This window comes from Brevibacillus brevis, from assembly GCF_022026395.1.
In the GTDB taxonomy this organism is placed as follows: Bacteria; Bacillota; Bacilli; order Brevibacillales; family Brevibacillaceae; genus Brevibacillus.
Genome location: NZ_CP041767.1, coordinates 6122948 through 6138725, shown reverse-complemented (window position 1 = coordinate 6138725; position 15778 = coordinate 6122948). Strand labels below are relative to the sequence as shown.

17 protein-coding genes are annotated in these 15778 nt (G+C 46.7%); 14 read left to right on the top strand and 3 right to left on the bottom strand.

Translation table 11 applies throughout. The annotated features are described in order from the left end of the window. Positions 1-2: 2 nt before the first annotated feature. Both FO446_RS28795 and FO446_RS28790 read left to right on the top strand, forming a co-directional pair. The gene (locus FO446_RS28795) at positions 3-212 is read left to right on the top strand and encodes a DUF951 domain-containing protein (RefSeq protein ID WP_173612510.1); all 210 of its coding nucleotides are present in this window, start codon (positions 3-5) and stop codon (positions 210-212) included. A gap of 114 nt (positions 213-326) precedes the next feature. Then, positions 327-1106: an Ig-like domain-containing domain gene (locus tag FO446_RS28790; protein WP_237899730.1), complete on the top strand. Its 780-nt coding sequence runs from the start codon at positions 327-329 to the stop codon at positions 1104-1106. A gap of 224 nt (positions 1107-1330) precedes the next feature. Here FO446_RS28790 and FO446_RS28785 read toward each other — a convergent pair whose 3' ends face one another. Then, positions 1331-1417, bottom strand: coding sequence for a YjcZ family sporulation protein (locus FO446_RS28785; protein ID WP_017246824.1), 87 nt, complete (start codon positions 1415-1417; stop codon positions 1331-1333). Between the two features lie 356 nt (positions 1418-1773). Between FO446_RS28785 and pepF the strand changes: the two genes are divergently transcribed. Then, positions 1774-3684 carry an oligoendopeptidase F gene (gene pepF / locus FO446_RS28780; RefSeq protein WP_237899729.1) on the top strand — a complete coding sequence of 637 codons (1911 nt, stop codon included), beginning with the start codon at positions 1774-1776 and terminating at the stop codon, positions 3682-3684. 64 nt (positions 3685-3748) lie between these two features. Here pepF and FO446_RS28775 read toward each other — a convergent pair whose 3' ends face one another. Continuing rightward, the gene (locus FO446_RS28775; RefSeq protein WP_237899727.1) at positions 3749-4372 is read right to left on the bottom strand and encodes an NAD(P)-dependent oxidoreductase; all 624 of its coding nucleotides are present in this window, start codon (positions 4370-4372) and stop codon (positions 3749-3751) included. A 211-nt stretch (positions 4373-4583) separates the two neighbouring features. Here FO446_RS28775 and ychF point away from each other — a divergent pair, with 211 nt between their 5' ends. The 10 genes from ychF (at position 4584) to FO446_RS28725 (ending at position 13505) form a co-directional block, all read left to right on the top strand. Beyond that, on the top strand, positions 4584-5684 hold the full coding sequence (ychF, locus tag FO446_RS28770) for a redox-regulated ATPase YchF (RefSeq protein WP_173612506.1): 1101 nt from the start codon (positions 4584-4586) through the stop codon (positions 5682-5684). Positions 5685-5827: 143 nt separating this feature from the next. After that, on the top strand, positions 5828-6115 hold the full coding sequence (rpsF, locus tag FO446_RS28765; RefSeq protein WP_047070274.1) for a 30S ribosomal protein S6: 288 nt from the start codon (positions 5828-5830) through the stop codon (positions 6113-6115). 29 nt (positions 6116-6144) lie between these two features. Beyond that, positions 6145-6624 carry a single-stranded DNA-binding protein gene (locus tag FO446_RS28760; RefSeq protein WP_047070273.1) on the top strand — a complete coding sequence of 160 codons (480 nt, stop codon included), beginning with the start codon at positions 6145-6147 and terminating at the stop codon, positions 6622-6624. Between the two features lie 40 nt (positions 6625-6664). Further along, positions 6665-6895 (top strand): 30S ribosomal protein S18, encoded by a 231-nt coding sequence (gene rpsR / locus FO446_RS28755; RefSeq protein ID WP_016739387.1) that lies wholly within the window; start codon positions 6665-6667, stop codon positions 6893-6895. 101 nt (positions 6896-6996) lie between these two features. After that, positions 6997-7905: a DUF2232 domain-containing protein gene (locus FO446_RS28750; RefSeq protein WP_237899725.1), complete on the top strand. Its 909-nt coding sequence runs from the start codon at positions 6997-6999 to the stop codon at positions 7903-7905. A 4-nt stretch (positions 7906-7909) separates the two neighbouring features. Continuing rightward, entirely contained in the window at positions 7910-9847 is a 1938-nt protein-coding gene (locus tag FO446_RS28745; RefSeq protein ID WP_173612504.1) for a DHH family phosphoesterase, read from the top strand. Between the two features lie 26 nt (positions 9848-9873). Continuing rightward, complete coding sequence (rplI, locus tag FO446_RS28740; protein ID WP_088910104.1) at positions 9874-10317, top strand: 50S ribosomal protein L9; 444 nt, start codon at positions 9874-9876, stop codon at positions 10315-10317. A 24-nt stretch (positions 10318-10341) separates the two neighbouring features. Next, the gene (dnaB, locus tag FO446_RS28735; RefSeq protein WP_047070269.1) at positions 10342-11691 is read left to right on the top strand and encodes a replicative DNA helicase; all 1350 of its coding nucleotides are present in this window, start codon (positions 10342-10344) and stop codon (positions 11689-11691) included. A 181-nt stretch (positions 11692-11872) separates the two neighbouring features. Further along, positions 11873-13159: an adenylosuccinate synthase gene (locus FO446_RS28730; RefSeq protein WP_173611648.1), complete on the top strand. Its 1287-nt coding sequence runs from the start codon at positions 11873-11875 to the stop codon at positions 13157-13159. A 130-nt stretch (positions 13160-13289) separates the two neighbouring features. Beyond that, positions 13290-13505 carry a hypothetical protein gene (locus tag FO446_RS28725; RefSeq protein ID WP_007720197.1) on the top strand — a complete coding sequence of 72 codons (216 nt, stop codon included), beginning with the start codon at positions 13290-13292 and terminating at the stop codon, positions 13503-13505. A gap of 66 nt (positions 13506-13571) precedes the next feature. On the opposite strand, the gene FO446_RS28720 is transcribed toward FO446_RS28725, so the two are convergent. Next, positions 13572-14027, bottom strand: coding sequence for a hypothetical protein (locus FO446_RS28720; RefSeq protein WP_173611649.1), 456 nt, complete (start codon positions 14025-14027; stop codon positions 13572-13574). 173 nt (positions 14028-14200) lie between these two features. On the opposite strand from FO446_RS28720, the gene FO446_RS28715 reads away from it, so the two are divergent. Continuing rightward, entirely contained in the window at positions 14201-15697 is a 1497-nt protein-coding gene (locus tag FO446_RS28715) for a LysM peptidoglycan-binding domain-containing M23 family metallopeptidase (protein WP_237899723.1), read from the top strand. Positions 15698-15778 lie beyond the last annotated feature (81 nt).

Sequence of the window (15778 nt, the reverse complement as noted above, 5' to 3'; positions counted from 1 at the left end):
AAATGGAACGCAAGCAATTTGGACTGGGGGATGTCGTACAGATGAAAAAGCCGCATCCATGTGGCACGAATGCGTGGAAAGTCATACGCATGGGCATGGATGTGCGAATCAAATGTACGGGTTGCGATCATAGTGTAATGATTGGACGACTAGAATTTGAACGCAAGCTGAAAAAGATACTGATTCGCGCGGAGGAAGAACCGCAATCATAGACCATATTTCTTTGATCAACCCATCTGTCTTTTTCTACAATGCCTGTAAACGATGAAGCGACGCGCTTATATTCTTCAGGGAGCGGCTTCATCGTTTTAGACGGGAGGGGTTCGATGAAAAAGATGAGTGTTCGGTGGTTGCAATGGGTAGTAGTGCTTGCGCTTTTCCTGGTTCCATCACAGGGAGTGTGGGCAAAGTCGGCAAACGAATGGGGAGTGAAAATATCCCCAGCTGACAAATCGGCGGAAATTAACCCGGATCAAATCATTACACTGACGTTTTCGGGACCGGTTTCGTTAAAAAATGGGCAAGAGCTCACCGACAAGTCTGGTCTCTCGATCATTTCGCTCACGGATGCGAAAAAAAAGAAGGTTCGTTTTACGGCGAAATGGAACAAAACAGATCGAAGCATGATGATTGATCCGGTAGGCAATCTGGAAGCAGGGGCGTCTTATCGAGTAAGCCTTCTGGCCAAAAAATTGAAGGATCAGCGAGGCAATTTGAATCCAGAGCTGGCCAGCACGTTTCAAACGAGAAAACCTGTGGATAGTATCGCTCCGCAAGCAGTCATGTTGCCCGGACACGGGGCTAAAAATGTATCGCTTCAGGATAAAGTGACACTCCAGTTTGCAGAAGAGATTGCTTTGGTTAGTGGTGGAGTCCTATCCAGCAAAACGGCCGGGCCATTAGTTCGTGTGACAGATGAAAAAGGGATTATTGTTCCGCATACCATTACGTGGAACAAAAGCAAGCGGATGTTGTCTGTGAGGCCAAAAGGAAAATGGCAGCCACATACGAGATATCAGGTAAGTCTTATCGCCGGTTTGGTAAAGGACACAGCAGGTAATGTAAATCAAGCGCAGTGGATAACTTTTCAGACCGGATCGAAATAGTCCTGGATCAAGCATGTGGATAAAAAAAAGGATGCAGCCAATAGAGGCGCATCCTTTTTCCTTTTGTACGATCAAATGTATCTCCCGGTGATAGTACGTAGGTTATGACTGATCATTATCCCTAGGCTGCATTGCCTTGGCTATGATCTATGTGGAATTGGAGAAGGTAAGGCTGCTGAGGATGCAAGCTTACCTTCAGATAGGCTGGATGGCAGCGGAGTAGGTTAGTCGCAGTCGCAACCTACGATAACGAGAAGGATGAACAGAACCAAGATCAGCGCGAAATCGTCGAAGCCGTTAAAGATACCCACTTGCTAACACCTCCTACCGTAGTTTCAATACTCATGCTATGTAGGAACCCACAGTGAGGTATAGGCGGATGCCCCAGTTCCAAGGAAAATAAGTTATTCACAGCATATCCACAGAAAATGTGGACAACTTTTTGCGGAAAAAAGGAGTGTTTGCAAATGCTGAGGGGGATAAAAAGTTGTTAGTAAATATTTATCCACAGACTTATCCACAAAAGTGGATTTTCTCTGGATAAATTGACGGTTGTTATTGAATATTTGAAAAATTTTTATTAGTAAGAAGGAATTTGGCAGGTGAAAATATAATTACACACTTATAATTTGGCAAAAATAGATAGAAGAAAAGGGGCGATTGAGATTTGAAGAAGCAAGTATTTGCATCAGTTACGGCTTTGGCCATTGCATTGTCGACAGTATCCGTACCATTCATTCCTTACAGCACGCAGGCGATAGCTCTTGCTGCTGAGAAGCCTTCTTATCAAACTCGCACTGAGATCCCAGATGCGTACAAGTGGAAGCTGGATCATATTTATCCGACTGTTAAGGAATGGGAAAAGGATGTTGCTAAGGTTGAATCTTTAGCAAACGCTTTCACGAAGCACCAAGGCAAGCTGGGTACATCTTCTGCTACGATGCAAGCGGCATTCGATGACTATGTTGAATTGATGCGCTTAAATGACAAAGCATACGTGTATGCAAACATGTCTCTCGATGTAAACTCCGCGAATCCTGATCTGCAAAAGCTGGGAGACCGCGCTGAGAAAATGTACACGCTTGTCACAGAAAAAACTTCATGGGTACAGCCTGAAATCGTTGCGATTCCCGATGACAAAATAAAGAGCTTACTGTCCGAAAAGGAGCTTGAGCCTTACAAGCTGTTTATCGAAGACATGCTGAGAACGAAGCCGTACTCACTCTCTGCGGATATGGAGCAGCTCTTGGCGAAATCGTCGCCATTGGGCGGTGCGCCTACTAATATTTACAGCATGCTGTCCAAAGACGTGAGGTTCCCTAAAATCAAAGATGAGACAGGCAAGGAAGTTCAGTTGACTCGTGCCAATTTCATTTCCTATATGGAAAGCAAAGATCAAAATGTGCGCAGAGAAGCGTTCAAAGCGTATTATGGGGCTCTGATCGATTTCCAAGACTCGTTTGCATCAACATTGGCTGCCAAAGTAAAAGGAGATAATTTTTACGCAGCGGTACGCAATTACGATTCTGCGCTGGAGGCAAGCCTGACACCGAACAACGTACCCACGAAGGTGTATGATGAGCTGATTGACACGGTGAATGACAATCTGCCATTGCTGCATCGCTACATTTCCTTGAAAAAGAAAATGCTTGGCGTGAAGGAATTGCACATGTACGACATTTACGTGCCGATCGTTCCATCTGATGACAAATATATTTCCTTCGACGAAGGAAAGAAAATTGTCGTTGATGGTTTGCAGGTAATGGGTGACGACTATGTCAAGGCAATGTCTGAAGGTCTCGATGGAGGCTGGGTAGATGTCTATTCCACTGATGACAAGCGCACGGGTGCTTACCAATGGGGTGCTTATGACACACATCCATACGTACTGTTGAACCACCAAGGTACGCTCGACGATGTGTATACGATCGCCCATGAGATGGGACATGCGATGCAGTCCTATTACACGAACAAAAACCAGCCGTACATTTCGTCCAACTACCCAATCTTTACGGCAGAAGTGGCTTCGACCATGAATGAAACTCTGCTGTTCAAGAGCATGTACGCGAAGGCGAAGACGAAGGAAGAGAAGATGTATCTCTTGAATCACTATCTGGAAAACTTCCGTTCTACGCTGTTCCGTCAGACGCAGTTTGCGGAGTTTGAGAGAGCGATTCACGAGAAGGAACAAGCCGGGGAATCTTTGAATGCGGAAGCGATCAAGAAGATCTACCTCGACATCAACAAAAAGTACTACGGAAAAGACATGGTTTCCGATGAAGAAATCGGTATGGAATGGGCGCGTGTGAGCCATTTCTACAACTATAAATACTACGTCTATCAATACTCGACGAGCTTTGCCGCTGCACAAGCATTAGCGAAGCAAATCATGGATGAAGGTCAGCCAGCAGTGGATCGAGTTCGCAAAAACTTCCTCGAAGCGGGTAACTCTGCTCCGCCTATCGAGGTGCTGAAAGCAGCAGGGGTGGACATGTCCACGTCCCAGCCAATCGAGCAAGCGATGGAAATCTTTGAAGAGACATTGAATGAGCTGGAAAAGCTGGTAAACGAGAAGTAAAGAAGCAATAGAAGCAAAACAGGCTCCCTTCCATTACGGATAGGAGCCTGTTTTTTTGTATGTATCAGTAGGCAATGCCGACTCTCGCTCGCACGTACTCGGAAGTAGAAAGCTGCTGATACGTAAACTCCGCCGTATCCGGAACGGAAATTTGCATCCCATCTACAGGCAACTGGTGAGCCTCGACCCGGTAAGTGCCTGTATACTCGCCATCTGGCAAATAAGTCGGGCAAACAATAGTCCAATTGAGCTCAGACTGTTCCAAGAGCGAGAATGCCTTGTGATGTTCCTCGGCAGCACGCGTCAATTTTTGTCTGGACTCACTGGATTGATAGCGGAGCAGGTCAGGAGAAACTCTGCTTTGCAAGATGCCGGCGGTGCCCACTGTTATAATGCGTGACACGCCTTCATGTTTCATTGCTTCAATAATATAGGGAGTTCCTTCAGATAACGTCGTCGCTTTATCTGTCCCGAGCGCGCTAATGACCGCGTCAACACCACGCATGGCTGATGCAACATCCTTTTGATCGAGAACATTTCCGGTCAGGACACGAAGATTTTCAGCAGCCAGATAAGGGAGCTTGTCTGCCGAGCGAACGAGAATGGTTATTTCATGCCCATCTTTTAATGCATAGTCGAGGATATGGCTTCCTACGCGACCAGTGGCACCAAGGAGTAAGAGCTTCATTTTTGTAGTCACCTCGTACCATTTATTTTACCGTAGCAAACAGATTCTGTTTGTCTAGTCTAGCATTTCTTTTTTTGTCCCACCACCTGGAGCTATGATGAGCACAGGAAGAGACAAGTAAAAAAGCTTCCACAAGGAGACAATTGTAATCTGAAAACCAAATCTATATACTTAAAAGGATGTCAGGATGATGATGAGGGAGTGTATATAGATGGGTGCATCATGCGGGATTGTAGGTCTTCCTAACGTAGGAAAATCGACATTGTTTAATGCTATTACACAAGCGGGCGCTGAATCGGCTAACTACCCGTTCTGTACGATTGACCCGAACGTAGGGATCGTAGAGGTACCAGATCCGCGTCTGGAAAAGCTGACACAGATCGTTGTACCAAACAAGGTAGTTCCAACTGCGTTTGAATTCGTAGACATTGCAGGCTTGGTAAAAGGCGCGAGCAGAGGCGAAGGACTTGGCAACCAATTCCTTGGACACATTCGTGAAGTGGACGCGATTGCCCATGTTGTCCGTTGCTTTGAAGATGAGAACATTACTCACGTAGCAGGTCGTGTCGATCCTTTGAGCGATATCGAGACAATCAACCTGGAGCTGATTTTTGCTGATCTGGACTCTGTTGATCGTCGTATTGACCGCATTGCACGCAAAGTGAAGTCCGGCGATAAGGAATCCAAACAAGAGCTGGACGTGCTGGAGAAATTGAAAGCAGCATTTGAAGAGGGGCAATCTGCTCGCAGTGTAGAACTCGATGATGAAGAGCGCAAATGGATTCGCGATTTGCATCTGCTGACAATCAAGCCAATGCTGTATGTGTGCAACGTAGCGGAAGATGGCATTAACGATGCAGACAGCAACCCGCATGTGCAAACAGTTCGCCAGCATGCAGCGAGTGAAGGCGCAGAAGTGGTTGTTATCAGCGCGAAAGTAGAAGCAGAAATTGCTGAGCTCGAGGGCGAAGACAAAGAAATGTTTTTGGAAGAATTGGGACTTTCTGAGTCTGGTCTCGACCGATTGATTCGTGCTGCTTACAAGCTGCTGGGATTGGTAACGTACTTCACAGCCGGTGTACAAGAAGTACGCGCTTGGACCATCCGTCAGGGTACAAAGGCTCCAGGAGCGGCAGGCGTGATTCATACCGATTTTGAGCGCGGCTTCATTCGAGCGGAAGTGATTGCGTATGATGATCTGGTAGATGCTGGTTCTGTGGCAGCAGCCAGAGATCGCGGGAAGTACCGTCTTGAAGGGAAAGAGTACGTAGTGGCAGATGGAGATGTTATGCATTTCCGCTTCAACGTTTAGTACGAAATTCTTGATTCGGCATAGGCGTTTTGCTATAATACGATAATGCGAGTATTTATGGAGTGCATGTATTGTGCGTTTCGTTTTTAGCACTCGCTCCTTGCCCGTTTAGGGCCGCAAAGTCCATAAGGAGGTGAAAAGGTATGCGTCAATACGAAGTAATGTATGTATTGCGTCCAGACCTTGAAGAAGAGAAAGTAAAATCCAATGTAGCTCGTTACAGCGAAGTTGTAACTAACTATGGTGGAGAAATCTCCAAGCTTCAAGAAATGGGTAAACGTCGTCTTGCGTACGAAATCAACAAGTTCCGTGAAGGTTACTACGTTTTGATGAACTTCAAAGCGAACTCCGATGCTGTTGCGGAAGCTGAGCGTCTGATGAAAATCAATGACGACGTAATCCGCTTTATGTTTGTTCGTGATGAGAAGTAATCATTGTCGCGTTCAGAGGGGGAACCAAGATGAATAAAGTCATTCTCATCGGCAACCTGACGAAAGATCCAGAACTTCGCTACACGCCAAATGGCGTTGCCGTTGCTACTTTTACTGTGGCCGTGAATCGTCCCCGCACCAATCAAGCGGGTGAGAGAGAAACGGACTTCATTAATATTGTCGCTTGGCAAAAACTTGCCGATCTGTGCGCAAGCTACTTGCGTAAAGGTAGACAAGCAGCTATTGAAGGACGTATGCAAACACGCTCCTACGATAATAAAGAAGGTAAAAGAGTATATGTGACGGAAGTTGTTGCGGAGAACGTTCAATTTTTGGGCGGTCGAGGCAATGAAGCTGGCGGAGATAATTCAGGATACGATCCAGGCCCTGGCATGGGTGGCGGTAACAAACCATCCGGTCAAAGAAACAATGACTACGATCCGTTTGGTGATCCTTTCGCGAGTGCAGGCAAGCCGATCAACATTTCAGATGATGACTTGCCGTTCTAGTATCGTATAACTTTCACATTCCTAAGAGGGAGGGACTATCATGGCACGCAAAGGACGTCCTAATAAGCGTCGTAAAGTATGCTTCTTTAAAGTGAACAAAATCAAGCACATCGATTATAAAGATGTTGACTTGCTGAAAAAGTTCATCAGCGAGCGCGGCAAAATCTTGCCACGTCGTGTAACTGGTACTTCTGCGAAGTATCAACGTGCACTGACAATCGCAATCAAGCGATCCCGTCAAGTAGCACTGTTGCCTTACACTGCTGAATAAGTTGCAAAAGCTATAAAAAGGGGGGCACAATTGCGTGGCCCTCTTTTTTCCATAGTTTTCTATGGATAGTGTACATGAGACATGAATAATGAGGTGCTGACATGCCGTCCAAAACGAAACACTTGGCTGAAAATGCCCTTATGCTGGGTATCGCACTGGTGCTGCTGTTTCTCGGTACATATACCATACTGGGAGGACTCGTCAGTTTCCTGATACCTCTGCCTTTTATCCTTTTGGCAGTAAATCGAACAGTACGTAACATGGTATGGATTTCCCTTGCCTTTACGTTTCTGGGCTGGATCATTACGGGTCCGTTTGCGGCTACACTTGCTTTTTCAAGTGCAGTTTGGGGTTCAGTCATGGGGATTTTTTATGCGAGAAAAGGAACAGCTCTTTCGGCGATTGTGGCAGGGGCAGGCGTTGCCTTTTTAAGTGTCGTTTCTATGATGGCATTTATGGCATTCGGGATGAACGTTGATTTTAATGCCATCACGCAAGAAGTTGCTAAGCTACGTCCAGCAATGGTGCCAAAAGAGCAGTTTGATCAGCTTCTTGAACTGGGCAAAATCGTCTTGCCTACGAGTCTTGTCATGTTCAGCTTTTTATCGAGCGCCATTATTCATGGGTTGGCGAGTCTGATTGGACGACGTCTGCGTAGACCGATTCCAGCATTGAAGCCCATTCGGGAATGGAGCTTCCCACGATCATTGCTTTATTATTACTTCATTGCGATGATTAGTCTTTTGTTGTTTGCCGAAAGCATGCAGGGAACGTTTTGGGAAATCGCCTTGATGAACCTGAAAGTCATGCTGGATGCGATTTTTGTTTTGCAAGGCTTGAGTTTTTGTCTATTTGCAGCCTATTTGTACGGCTGGAAGAGACTGACTCCTGTGCTTATTGTCTGTCTATTTATTTTTCCACCCCTAAGTACTATACTTAGTCTAGTAGGGATATTTGACCTAGGAATTCGTTTGCGTGAAAAACTGGAAACAAGAGTGAAGAGGGGCTGAGGAAATGCCCAAGTTCCTGTTAAAGCGTTGGTACGGGATGCACATGGTCCTGGCACTCAGCTTTAGCTTGCTGTTGTTGGGGATTTTGACCTTGTTTCATTGGATGTACGGGGCGATCGGCATAATTTGCTTGATTGGCTTGGTTCTTTACGCTCTTCAAGCAGAAAAGGGGTTCCAACGAGACTTGCGCCTGTATTTGGCGACGGTAACCCATCGCGTGAAGAAGGCGGGAGAAGGCGTTATCCAGGAACTGCCGATCGGAATTCTTTTATACAACGAGGAAAAGGCAATTGAGTGGGTAAACCCGTATATGACGCATATGTCCGGGGATGAATCCATGATCGGGAAAAGCCTCCAAGAGGTATTCCCCCAACTGGTTTGGAAGCCGGAGCAAAAACGGCTGGAGTTTACTTATAACGAGCGGGTATACGAGGTCATTGTGCGATCCGATGAGCGCCTTTTGTATTTCAAGGACATTACGGACTTCAAAGAATTGACGACTCGTTACCATCGAGAAAAGGCTGCACTTGCCATCATTCACCTCGACAATTTGGACGAGGTCGGACAAGTCATGGATGATCAGAGCCGTACGCTGCTCTCTACAAGCGTGGCTGGTGTGATTACAGAGTGGGCCAACAAACATGGCATATATCTTCGCCGAATCACGGCCGACAAGTTTTTGGCTCTGATGGAACGGGAAGCACTTGATAAATTGGAAGAGACGCGATTTGATATTCTCGATGTGGTACGGGAGATGACAGCGGACAATAAAATTCCGATTACGCTCAGTATCGGGGTTGGAGCGGCCGCCACCACTTACATTGAGCTGGGACAAATGGCGCAATCAAGCTTGGATATCGCATTGGGACGCGGTGGCGACCAGTGCGCTGTCAAGATTGGCAACAAGCTCACTTTCTACGGTGGGAAATCGAATGCGGTAGAAAAGCGGACACGTGTCCGGGCTCGTGTTATTGCACATGCTTTGCGTGATCTCATTCATGAGGCGGAGCACGTCATCGTCATGGGGCATAAACAACCTGACATGGATTCGATTGGGGCATCACTTGGTGTATTGAAGGCTGTGCAGCTGCACAACAAAACGGCTTATATTGTCATGGACGAAGGCAATCATTCTGTCGAGCGTCTGATGAAGGAGATTTATGCCAATGAAGAGTTGGCTGAGACCTTTATCACGCCAGAACAGGCGATCCGACTCATTTCCGGTCGCACATTGCTGGTAGTCGTCGATACGCATCGACCATCGCTGGTGATTGAGCCGAAGCTGTTGACGGAAACGAGCCGAATTGTAGTGATCGACCACCATCGACGTTCCGAGGAGTTTATTGAGCCAGTACTCTTGTATCTGGAACCGTATGCTTCTTCGACTGCCGAGCTTGTTACGGAGCTCTTGCAATATCAGAGTGAGCGATTGAATATCGACAATCTGATTGCAACGGCACTGTTAGCCGGAATTGTGGTGGATACCAAAAGCTTTGCCTTCCGCACAGGTTCACGGACCTTTGAAGCGGCGTCTTTCCTTCGTCGTAACGGGGCCGATACCGCGGCCGTCCAGCGTCTGTTGAAGGAAGATCTGGGACAGTATGTGAAGCGAGCAAAAATTATCATGAACACGGAAACGTACCGCGACAACATGGCGATTGCCATAGGCGACCCGTCCGAGGATTACACGCAGGTACAGGTGGCGCAAGCTGCTGAGCAGCTACTCACTTTGTCAGGTATCCAGGCGTCGTTTGTTGTTGCAGAGCGATCCGATGATACGATCTTGATCAGTGGACGTTCACTGGGCGACATCAATGTTCAGTCGATCATGGAACTGCTGGGTGGAGGCGGTCACCTCACTGGTGCTGCAACACAAATTCAAGGCATATCAATTAAAGAAGCTACACGTCGTTTGAAAGAAGCGATTGACTCGGTCGTATAGGCCAAAATATAAAGGGGGAAACGATGATGAAAGTCATTTTTCTTCAAGATGTAAAAGGCCAAGGGAAAAAAGGCGAAGTTAAGGATTTGTCAGAGGGCTATGTACGCAACTTCTTGTTGCCAAAGAAGCTGGTAAAAGAAGCGACAGATAGCAACGTGAAAACGCTCGACGCTCAAAAGCGCAGCGAAGATAAGCGCAAGGAGCAAGAAAAGCTGGATGCTCAGGAGCTCGGCAAAAAGCTGGAAGAGCTGACAGTGAAAGTAACAGGAAAAGCAGGCGAAGGCGGACGCTTGTTCGGTGCAATTTCCAGCAAACAAGTAGCGCAAGCGCTGGAAGATCAGTTTAAAATCAAAGTAGACAAGCGTAAGCTCGAAATGGATGCAATCCGTGCTTTGGGCGTGACGCAAATTAAAGTAAAACTGCACAACGAAGTAACGGTTACTCTGAAAGTACACGTTGTGGAAGAATAATGTCTCAATTGTGGGGGGTGTGACGTGAGCGACCTGTTTTTGGATCGTGTGCCGCCACAGAACAAGGAAGCGGAACAATCGGTACTGGGTGCCGTGTTCTTGTCTAAGGAAGCTTTAATCACGGCCATTGAAATTCTCCGTCCGGAGGATTTTTACAAGACAGCGCATCAGCGCATCTTTCAAACGATGGTGGACCTGTATGAAAAAGGCGAACCTGTCGATCTGGTTACTGTTACAGCGGATTTACAGGATCACAAGCTGTTGGATGAAGTCGGTGGGGTTACGTATCTCACGGAAATTGCCAGCTCTGTTCCAACGGCAGCCAACATCGAATACTACGCAAAAATCGTAGAAGAAAAATCGCTGCTTCGGCGATTGATTCATACAGCTACGAAGATTGCCAATGACGGATACTCCCGTGAGGATGATGTCACGCAGATCATCGCGGATGCGGAGAAGTACATCATGGAGATCGGTCAAAATCGCAACAGTGGCGGTTTTACACCGATTCGTGATGCCCTTCTGGAAACGTATGAGCGGATTGAGTTTTTGAGTCAGCGACGCGGTGATATTACGGGGATTTCTACGGGATATACGGATTTGGACAAGATGACAGCAGGATTGCAGCGCAGTGACCTGATTATCTTGGCAGCCCGTCCTTCTGTAGGGAAGACGGCTTTTGCCTTGAATCTCGCGCAAAACGTAGCAGCCCGTGCAGGAGAGACCGTAGCCATCTTCTCCTTGGAGATGGGTGCTTCTCAGCTGGTTCAGCGTATGATTTGTGCGGAGGGCAATCTGGATGCGTCCCGGATGCGTTCCGGTACATTGGAGGAAGACGATTGGCAAAAGTTGACGATGGCAATTGGTACGCTGGCGAAAGCGCCGATTTACATCGATGATTCACCGGGGGTTACTGTACAGGACATCCGGGCGAAATGCCGTCGCCTTCAGACAGAGAAGGGCTTGGGCTTGATCCTGATCGATTACCTTCAGCTGATTCATGGACGAGGCAAAGGAGATAACCGTCAGCAGGAAGTATCTGAGATCTCTCGTACGCTAAAAGGGATCGCGCGTGAGCTGAACGTGCCGGTTATCGCCCTGTCGCAGTTGAGCCGTGGTGTAGAGCAACGGCAGGACAAGCGACCGATGATGTCTGATATCCGTGAATCGGGTTCGATTGAGCAGGACGCCGATATCGTTGCCTTCTTGTACCGTGATGACTACTATGACAAGGAAACAGAGAACAAGAATGTCATCGAAGTCATTATCGCCAAACAGCGTAACGGCCCAACCGGAACGGTGGAGTTGGCGTTCCTGAAAGAATTCAACAAATTCGTTAACTTGGATCATCGCTTTCGAAATCAAGCAGGTTAATAGTTGGAATGGAAGAAAAGCCGGAGATATTCCGGCTTTTTTTTCTATATTGAATTGCCGAACATATTAAGAACTAACAATATGAATGTTCGTATTTAGCGTTGACATGGGGAGTCTCGTTTAGTAAACTTAGATTGTTTCAGGCCCGAAAAGACATGATAATATCAGGAGGTGTTTTTCGATGTCAACAGTCGTTGTCGTCGGAACCCAGTGGGGCGATGAAGGTAAAGGTAAAATTACAGACTATCTAGCTGAAAGTGCAGAGGTAGTGGCTCGTTATCAAGGCGGTAACAACGCAGGCCATACCATTATTTTTGATGGTAACAAGTATAAGCTGCATTTGATTCCATCCGGAATTTTTTATAGTGACAAGACCTGCGTAATCGGAAACGGTATGGTAATCGATCCGAAAGCATTGGTAAAAGAACTGGAGTACATTCACAGCTTCGGTTTTTCTACAAGCAATTTGAAAATCAGTGATCGCGCACATGTGATTCTGCCGTACCACATCAAGCTGGATGGCGTAGAGGAAGATAGCCGCGGTGCTAACAAAATCGGTACGACCCGTAAAGGTATCGGACCTGCATACATGGATAAAGCAGCACGTATCGGTATTCGTATCGCTGATTTGTTGGATCGCGATGAGTTTGCTCGCAAGCTCGAGCGCAACCTGGCAGAGAAGAACTTGCTGCTGGAGAAGCTGTACAACACAACTGGCTTTGAGCTTCAAGAAATTCTGGATGAATACTTGGCTCTGGCAGAAATCATTCGTCCTTACGTAGCTGATACATCTGTTGTCCTCAATGACTCCATTGATAACGGCAACCGCGTATTGTTTGAAGGCGCACAAGGCGTATTGCTCGATATTGACCAAGGTACGTATCCTTACGTAACGTCCTCCAACCCAATCGCGGGTGGTGTGACTATTGGTTCTGGTGTAGGACCAACCAAGATTCACCAAGTAATCGGGGTGGCAAAAGCTTACACGACGCGTGTAGGTGACGGTCCTTTCCTGACTGAGCTGAATGATGCTACTGGCGATCATATTCGTGAGGTTGGCTTCGAATATGGTACAACAACAGGTCGTCCACGCCGCGTAGGCTGGTTTGATAGTGTAGTTGTTCGTCATGCTCGTCGCGTCAGCGGTATCACTGGTTTGGCGATCACCAAGCTGGATACCTTGTCTGGCATTGAGACACTGCGTATTTGCACAGCGTACAAATACAATGGTGAAATCATCGAGTCGTTCCCGGCGAACCTCAACCTGCTGGCGAAATGCGAGCCAGTTTATGAGGAACTGCCAGGTTGGACAGAGGATATTACAGGCGTTCGCAATCTGAACGACTTGCCAGAAAACGCTCGTCACTACATTGAGCGCATCACGCAACTGACTGGTATTCCAATGTCGATCTTCTCCGTAGGACCAGATCGTGAACAAACTGTCGTTGTCCGTGGCATTTACGGATAAGCTATCGACTATATAATAGAAGAAAGCTGTCGAGTATTCGGCAGCTTTTCTTTTTTTGCAAGGGACAGACACGAAACGACACCCTCTGGGCATATGGTTAGACATAGGGAGAAATGGAGAGGTGATGGTGATGATGGGTTTTGGATTTGACCAAAAGGCCATGAAGCTGCTGGGCAAAAATGTACAGGTAAAAATGATCAATGGCGTCGTCATCAAGGGAACCATGACACATTTCAACAATGGATACTTATGCTTTATCACCACATACAAACAACCAAATGACGCCGAGAAAACGAAAATACGCAGACTTGCGTTAAAAGACGTTACCTCGATGCAAGAGGTGTGAGTCACAGATGCTCATAACGAAATAAGCCATCTTTCCTAGATATTTAGGAAGATGGCTATATTTATTTTAGATCATGCCCCCATACGATCGGATGATCTCTGTCGCAAGATCACCTTGTTCCTCTGGTACGACTGCCGTTAACAAGACACTGCGATTCATATTGTCATCACCCCGGTCGGCCATGCCGCTGGCGTCTGGATCTACTGCGGCCATGACGCTTGCATCCCTGCCGCTTGGGAAGTCACCTGCCAGTGTAAGGTTGCCCAAGCTGGGAAAATCTCCGGTTATGGGATTCAGGATTTGTTCATTCCCGTCACCAGGGAATTGTCCGATTCTGTCGATCTGAATGATGGAAAAACCAGCTTGTCGAAGCGCTTTTTCTGCCTTTTGGGCATCATCTTCGGTGTGAAATCCAGCAAGAATGTTACGTTCCTTCACGTCTATCAGCCTCCAGATATGATAAATGCTACCAATTGTTTGTACATATAGTGACTCTGTGTCTATTTTTTTATTCGACAGCAATTTACACTTGATGTTGTCGTTAATCTTATGGTAAAGTCGACATAGTTGGTTTCTTTAGGCAATTTGGCAGATAAATGGAAACTAAATTATGGGATTTACGACCTAGTCAATAAATTAAAAATTTTCAGGAAATGGAACGAGCAAGTTGTATCTGTTTTCAGGAGGGACAAGTTATGCATTGGTCAGAATGGAAGGCCAAGCTGCAGGAACGGTCATCACGAATCGTTCGGGATTGCAGTGATCTGGCGAAACGTACAATGAAACGTACAAGCTCTTATATCCAGTCGCATAAAAAACAATCGCTTTCAATTGCGGCAGGTCTAGTTTTGACGATTGCTGCTGGGGCATCTGCACAATACTACTACACAAGCAATGTCAATTCTGTCTACCATGTCAGTGTGAACGGCAAAGAGATTGGCGTGGTAAATGATCCAAATGTGATACATAACTGGACAGCAGCAAAGCTGGAAGAGGAAAAGGCAAAAACAGGCCTCAACTTGCAAATGGCTGACTATATCACATTCGAAGAAGAGCGTGAATTCAAGGCACCGTTCAATAACGATGCCGCTGTACAAGCTTTGGCATCCGTAGCGGATATCAAGGTTCAGGGCGTAAAGCTCACAATTGACGGCAAAGTAGTAGGTTACCTGCCAGACCAGCAATCGGTTGATCAAGCACTGGCTGAAGTGAAGCAAAAATATTCCGGAGTTCCTGCAACGACAGGGAAAAAGGCTGTTGTGGCAGCAGCATCCACAGTCCCAGTCAAACCAAATCCGGTAAAAGAAGTCGCATTTAAAGAAAACGTAGAGATGCAAACCGAAACAGTCGATGCATCTCAAATTTTGTCTGCCGATAAACTCGAGGAGTTGCTGGTAAAAGGCACCTTCAAAGATATGAAGCATACGGTCGTAGAAGGCGATTGCATCGGTTGCATCGCGAAGAAATACGGCATTACATCAAAAGATATTTACGCCAACAACCCAGGTGTTACGGAAAATACCGTCCTTCAATTGGGGCAAGAAATCAATGTAACCGCAGTGCGTCCACTGGTTACTGTTCAAGTCAAAGAAGAAGTAGATCAGCAAGAGGTTATTGCTTTTAATACCCAAATTAAAAACAATGACAAGGTTCCTAAAGGCGAAACGAAGGTCGTACAAGAAGGTAAAAACGGCAGTAAAACAGTGAAGTACGAAGTTGTGAAAGAAAATGGACAAGTCGTTAATCGCAAAGTCATCAAACAAGATGTAACTGTGCAGCCTGTAACCCAAATTATGGAGCGCGGTACAAAAGTTATCCCATCGCGCGGCACAGGTCGTTTGAGCTGGCCTGCTAGCGGGTATATTAGCAGCGGCTTCGGCAAACGCTGGGGCAGCATGCACAAAGGAATTGATATTGCCGGTGCTGGTTCTGTCATGGCGGCAGACAATGGACGTGTCACATTCGCTGGTTGGAATGGTGACTACGGAAAATCGGTTATCATCGACCACGGCAATGGAATGAAGACATTGTACGGTCACATGAGTATCATTAATGTGAAAGCCGGCGATGTTGTTAGCCAAGGAAAGAAAATCGGCGTAAAGGGTTCTACTGGGCAGTCAACCGGCGTCCACCTGCATTTTGAGGTTCTACAAAATGGACGAAATCAAAACCCGATTCGTTACTTAAAATAGACTAGTAATTTCTGGATAAGAAAGGGCAACTCTTAGGAGGGGCCCTTTTTTTGCTGGCAGGGATTGAATGCCAAGTCCTTC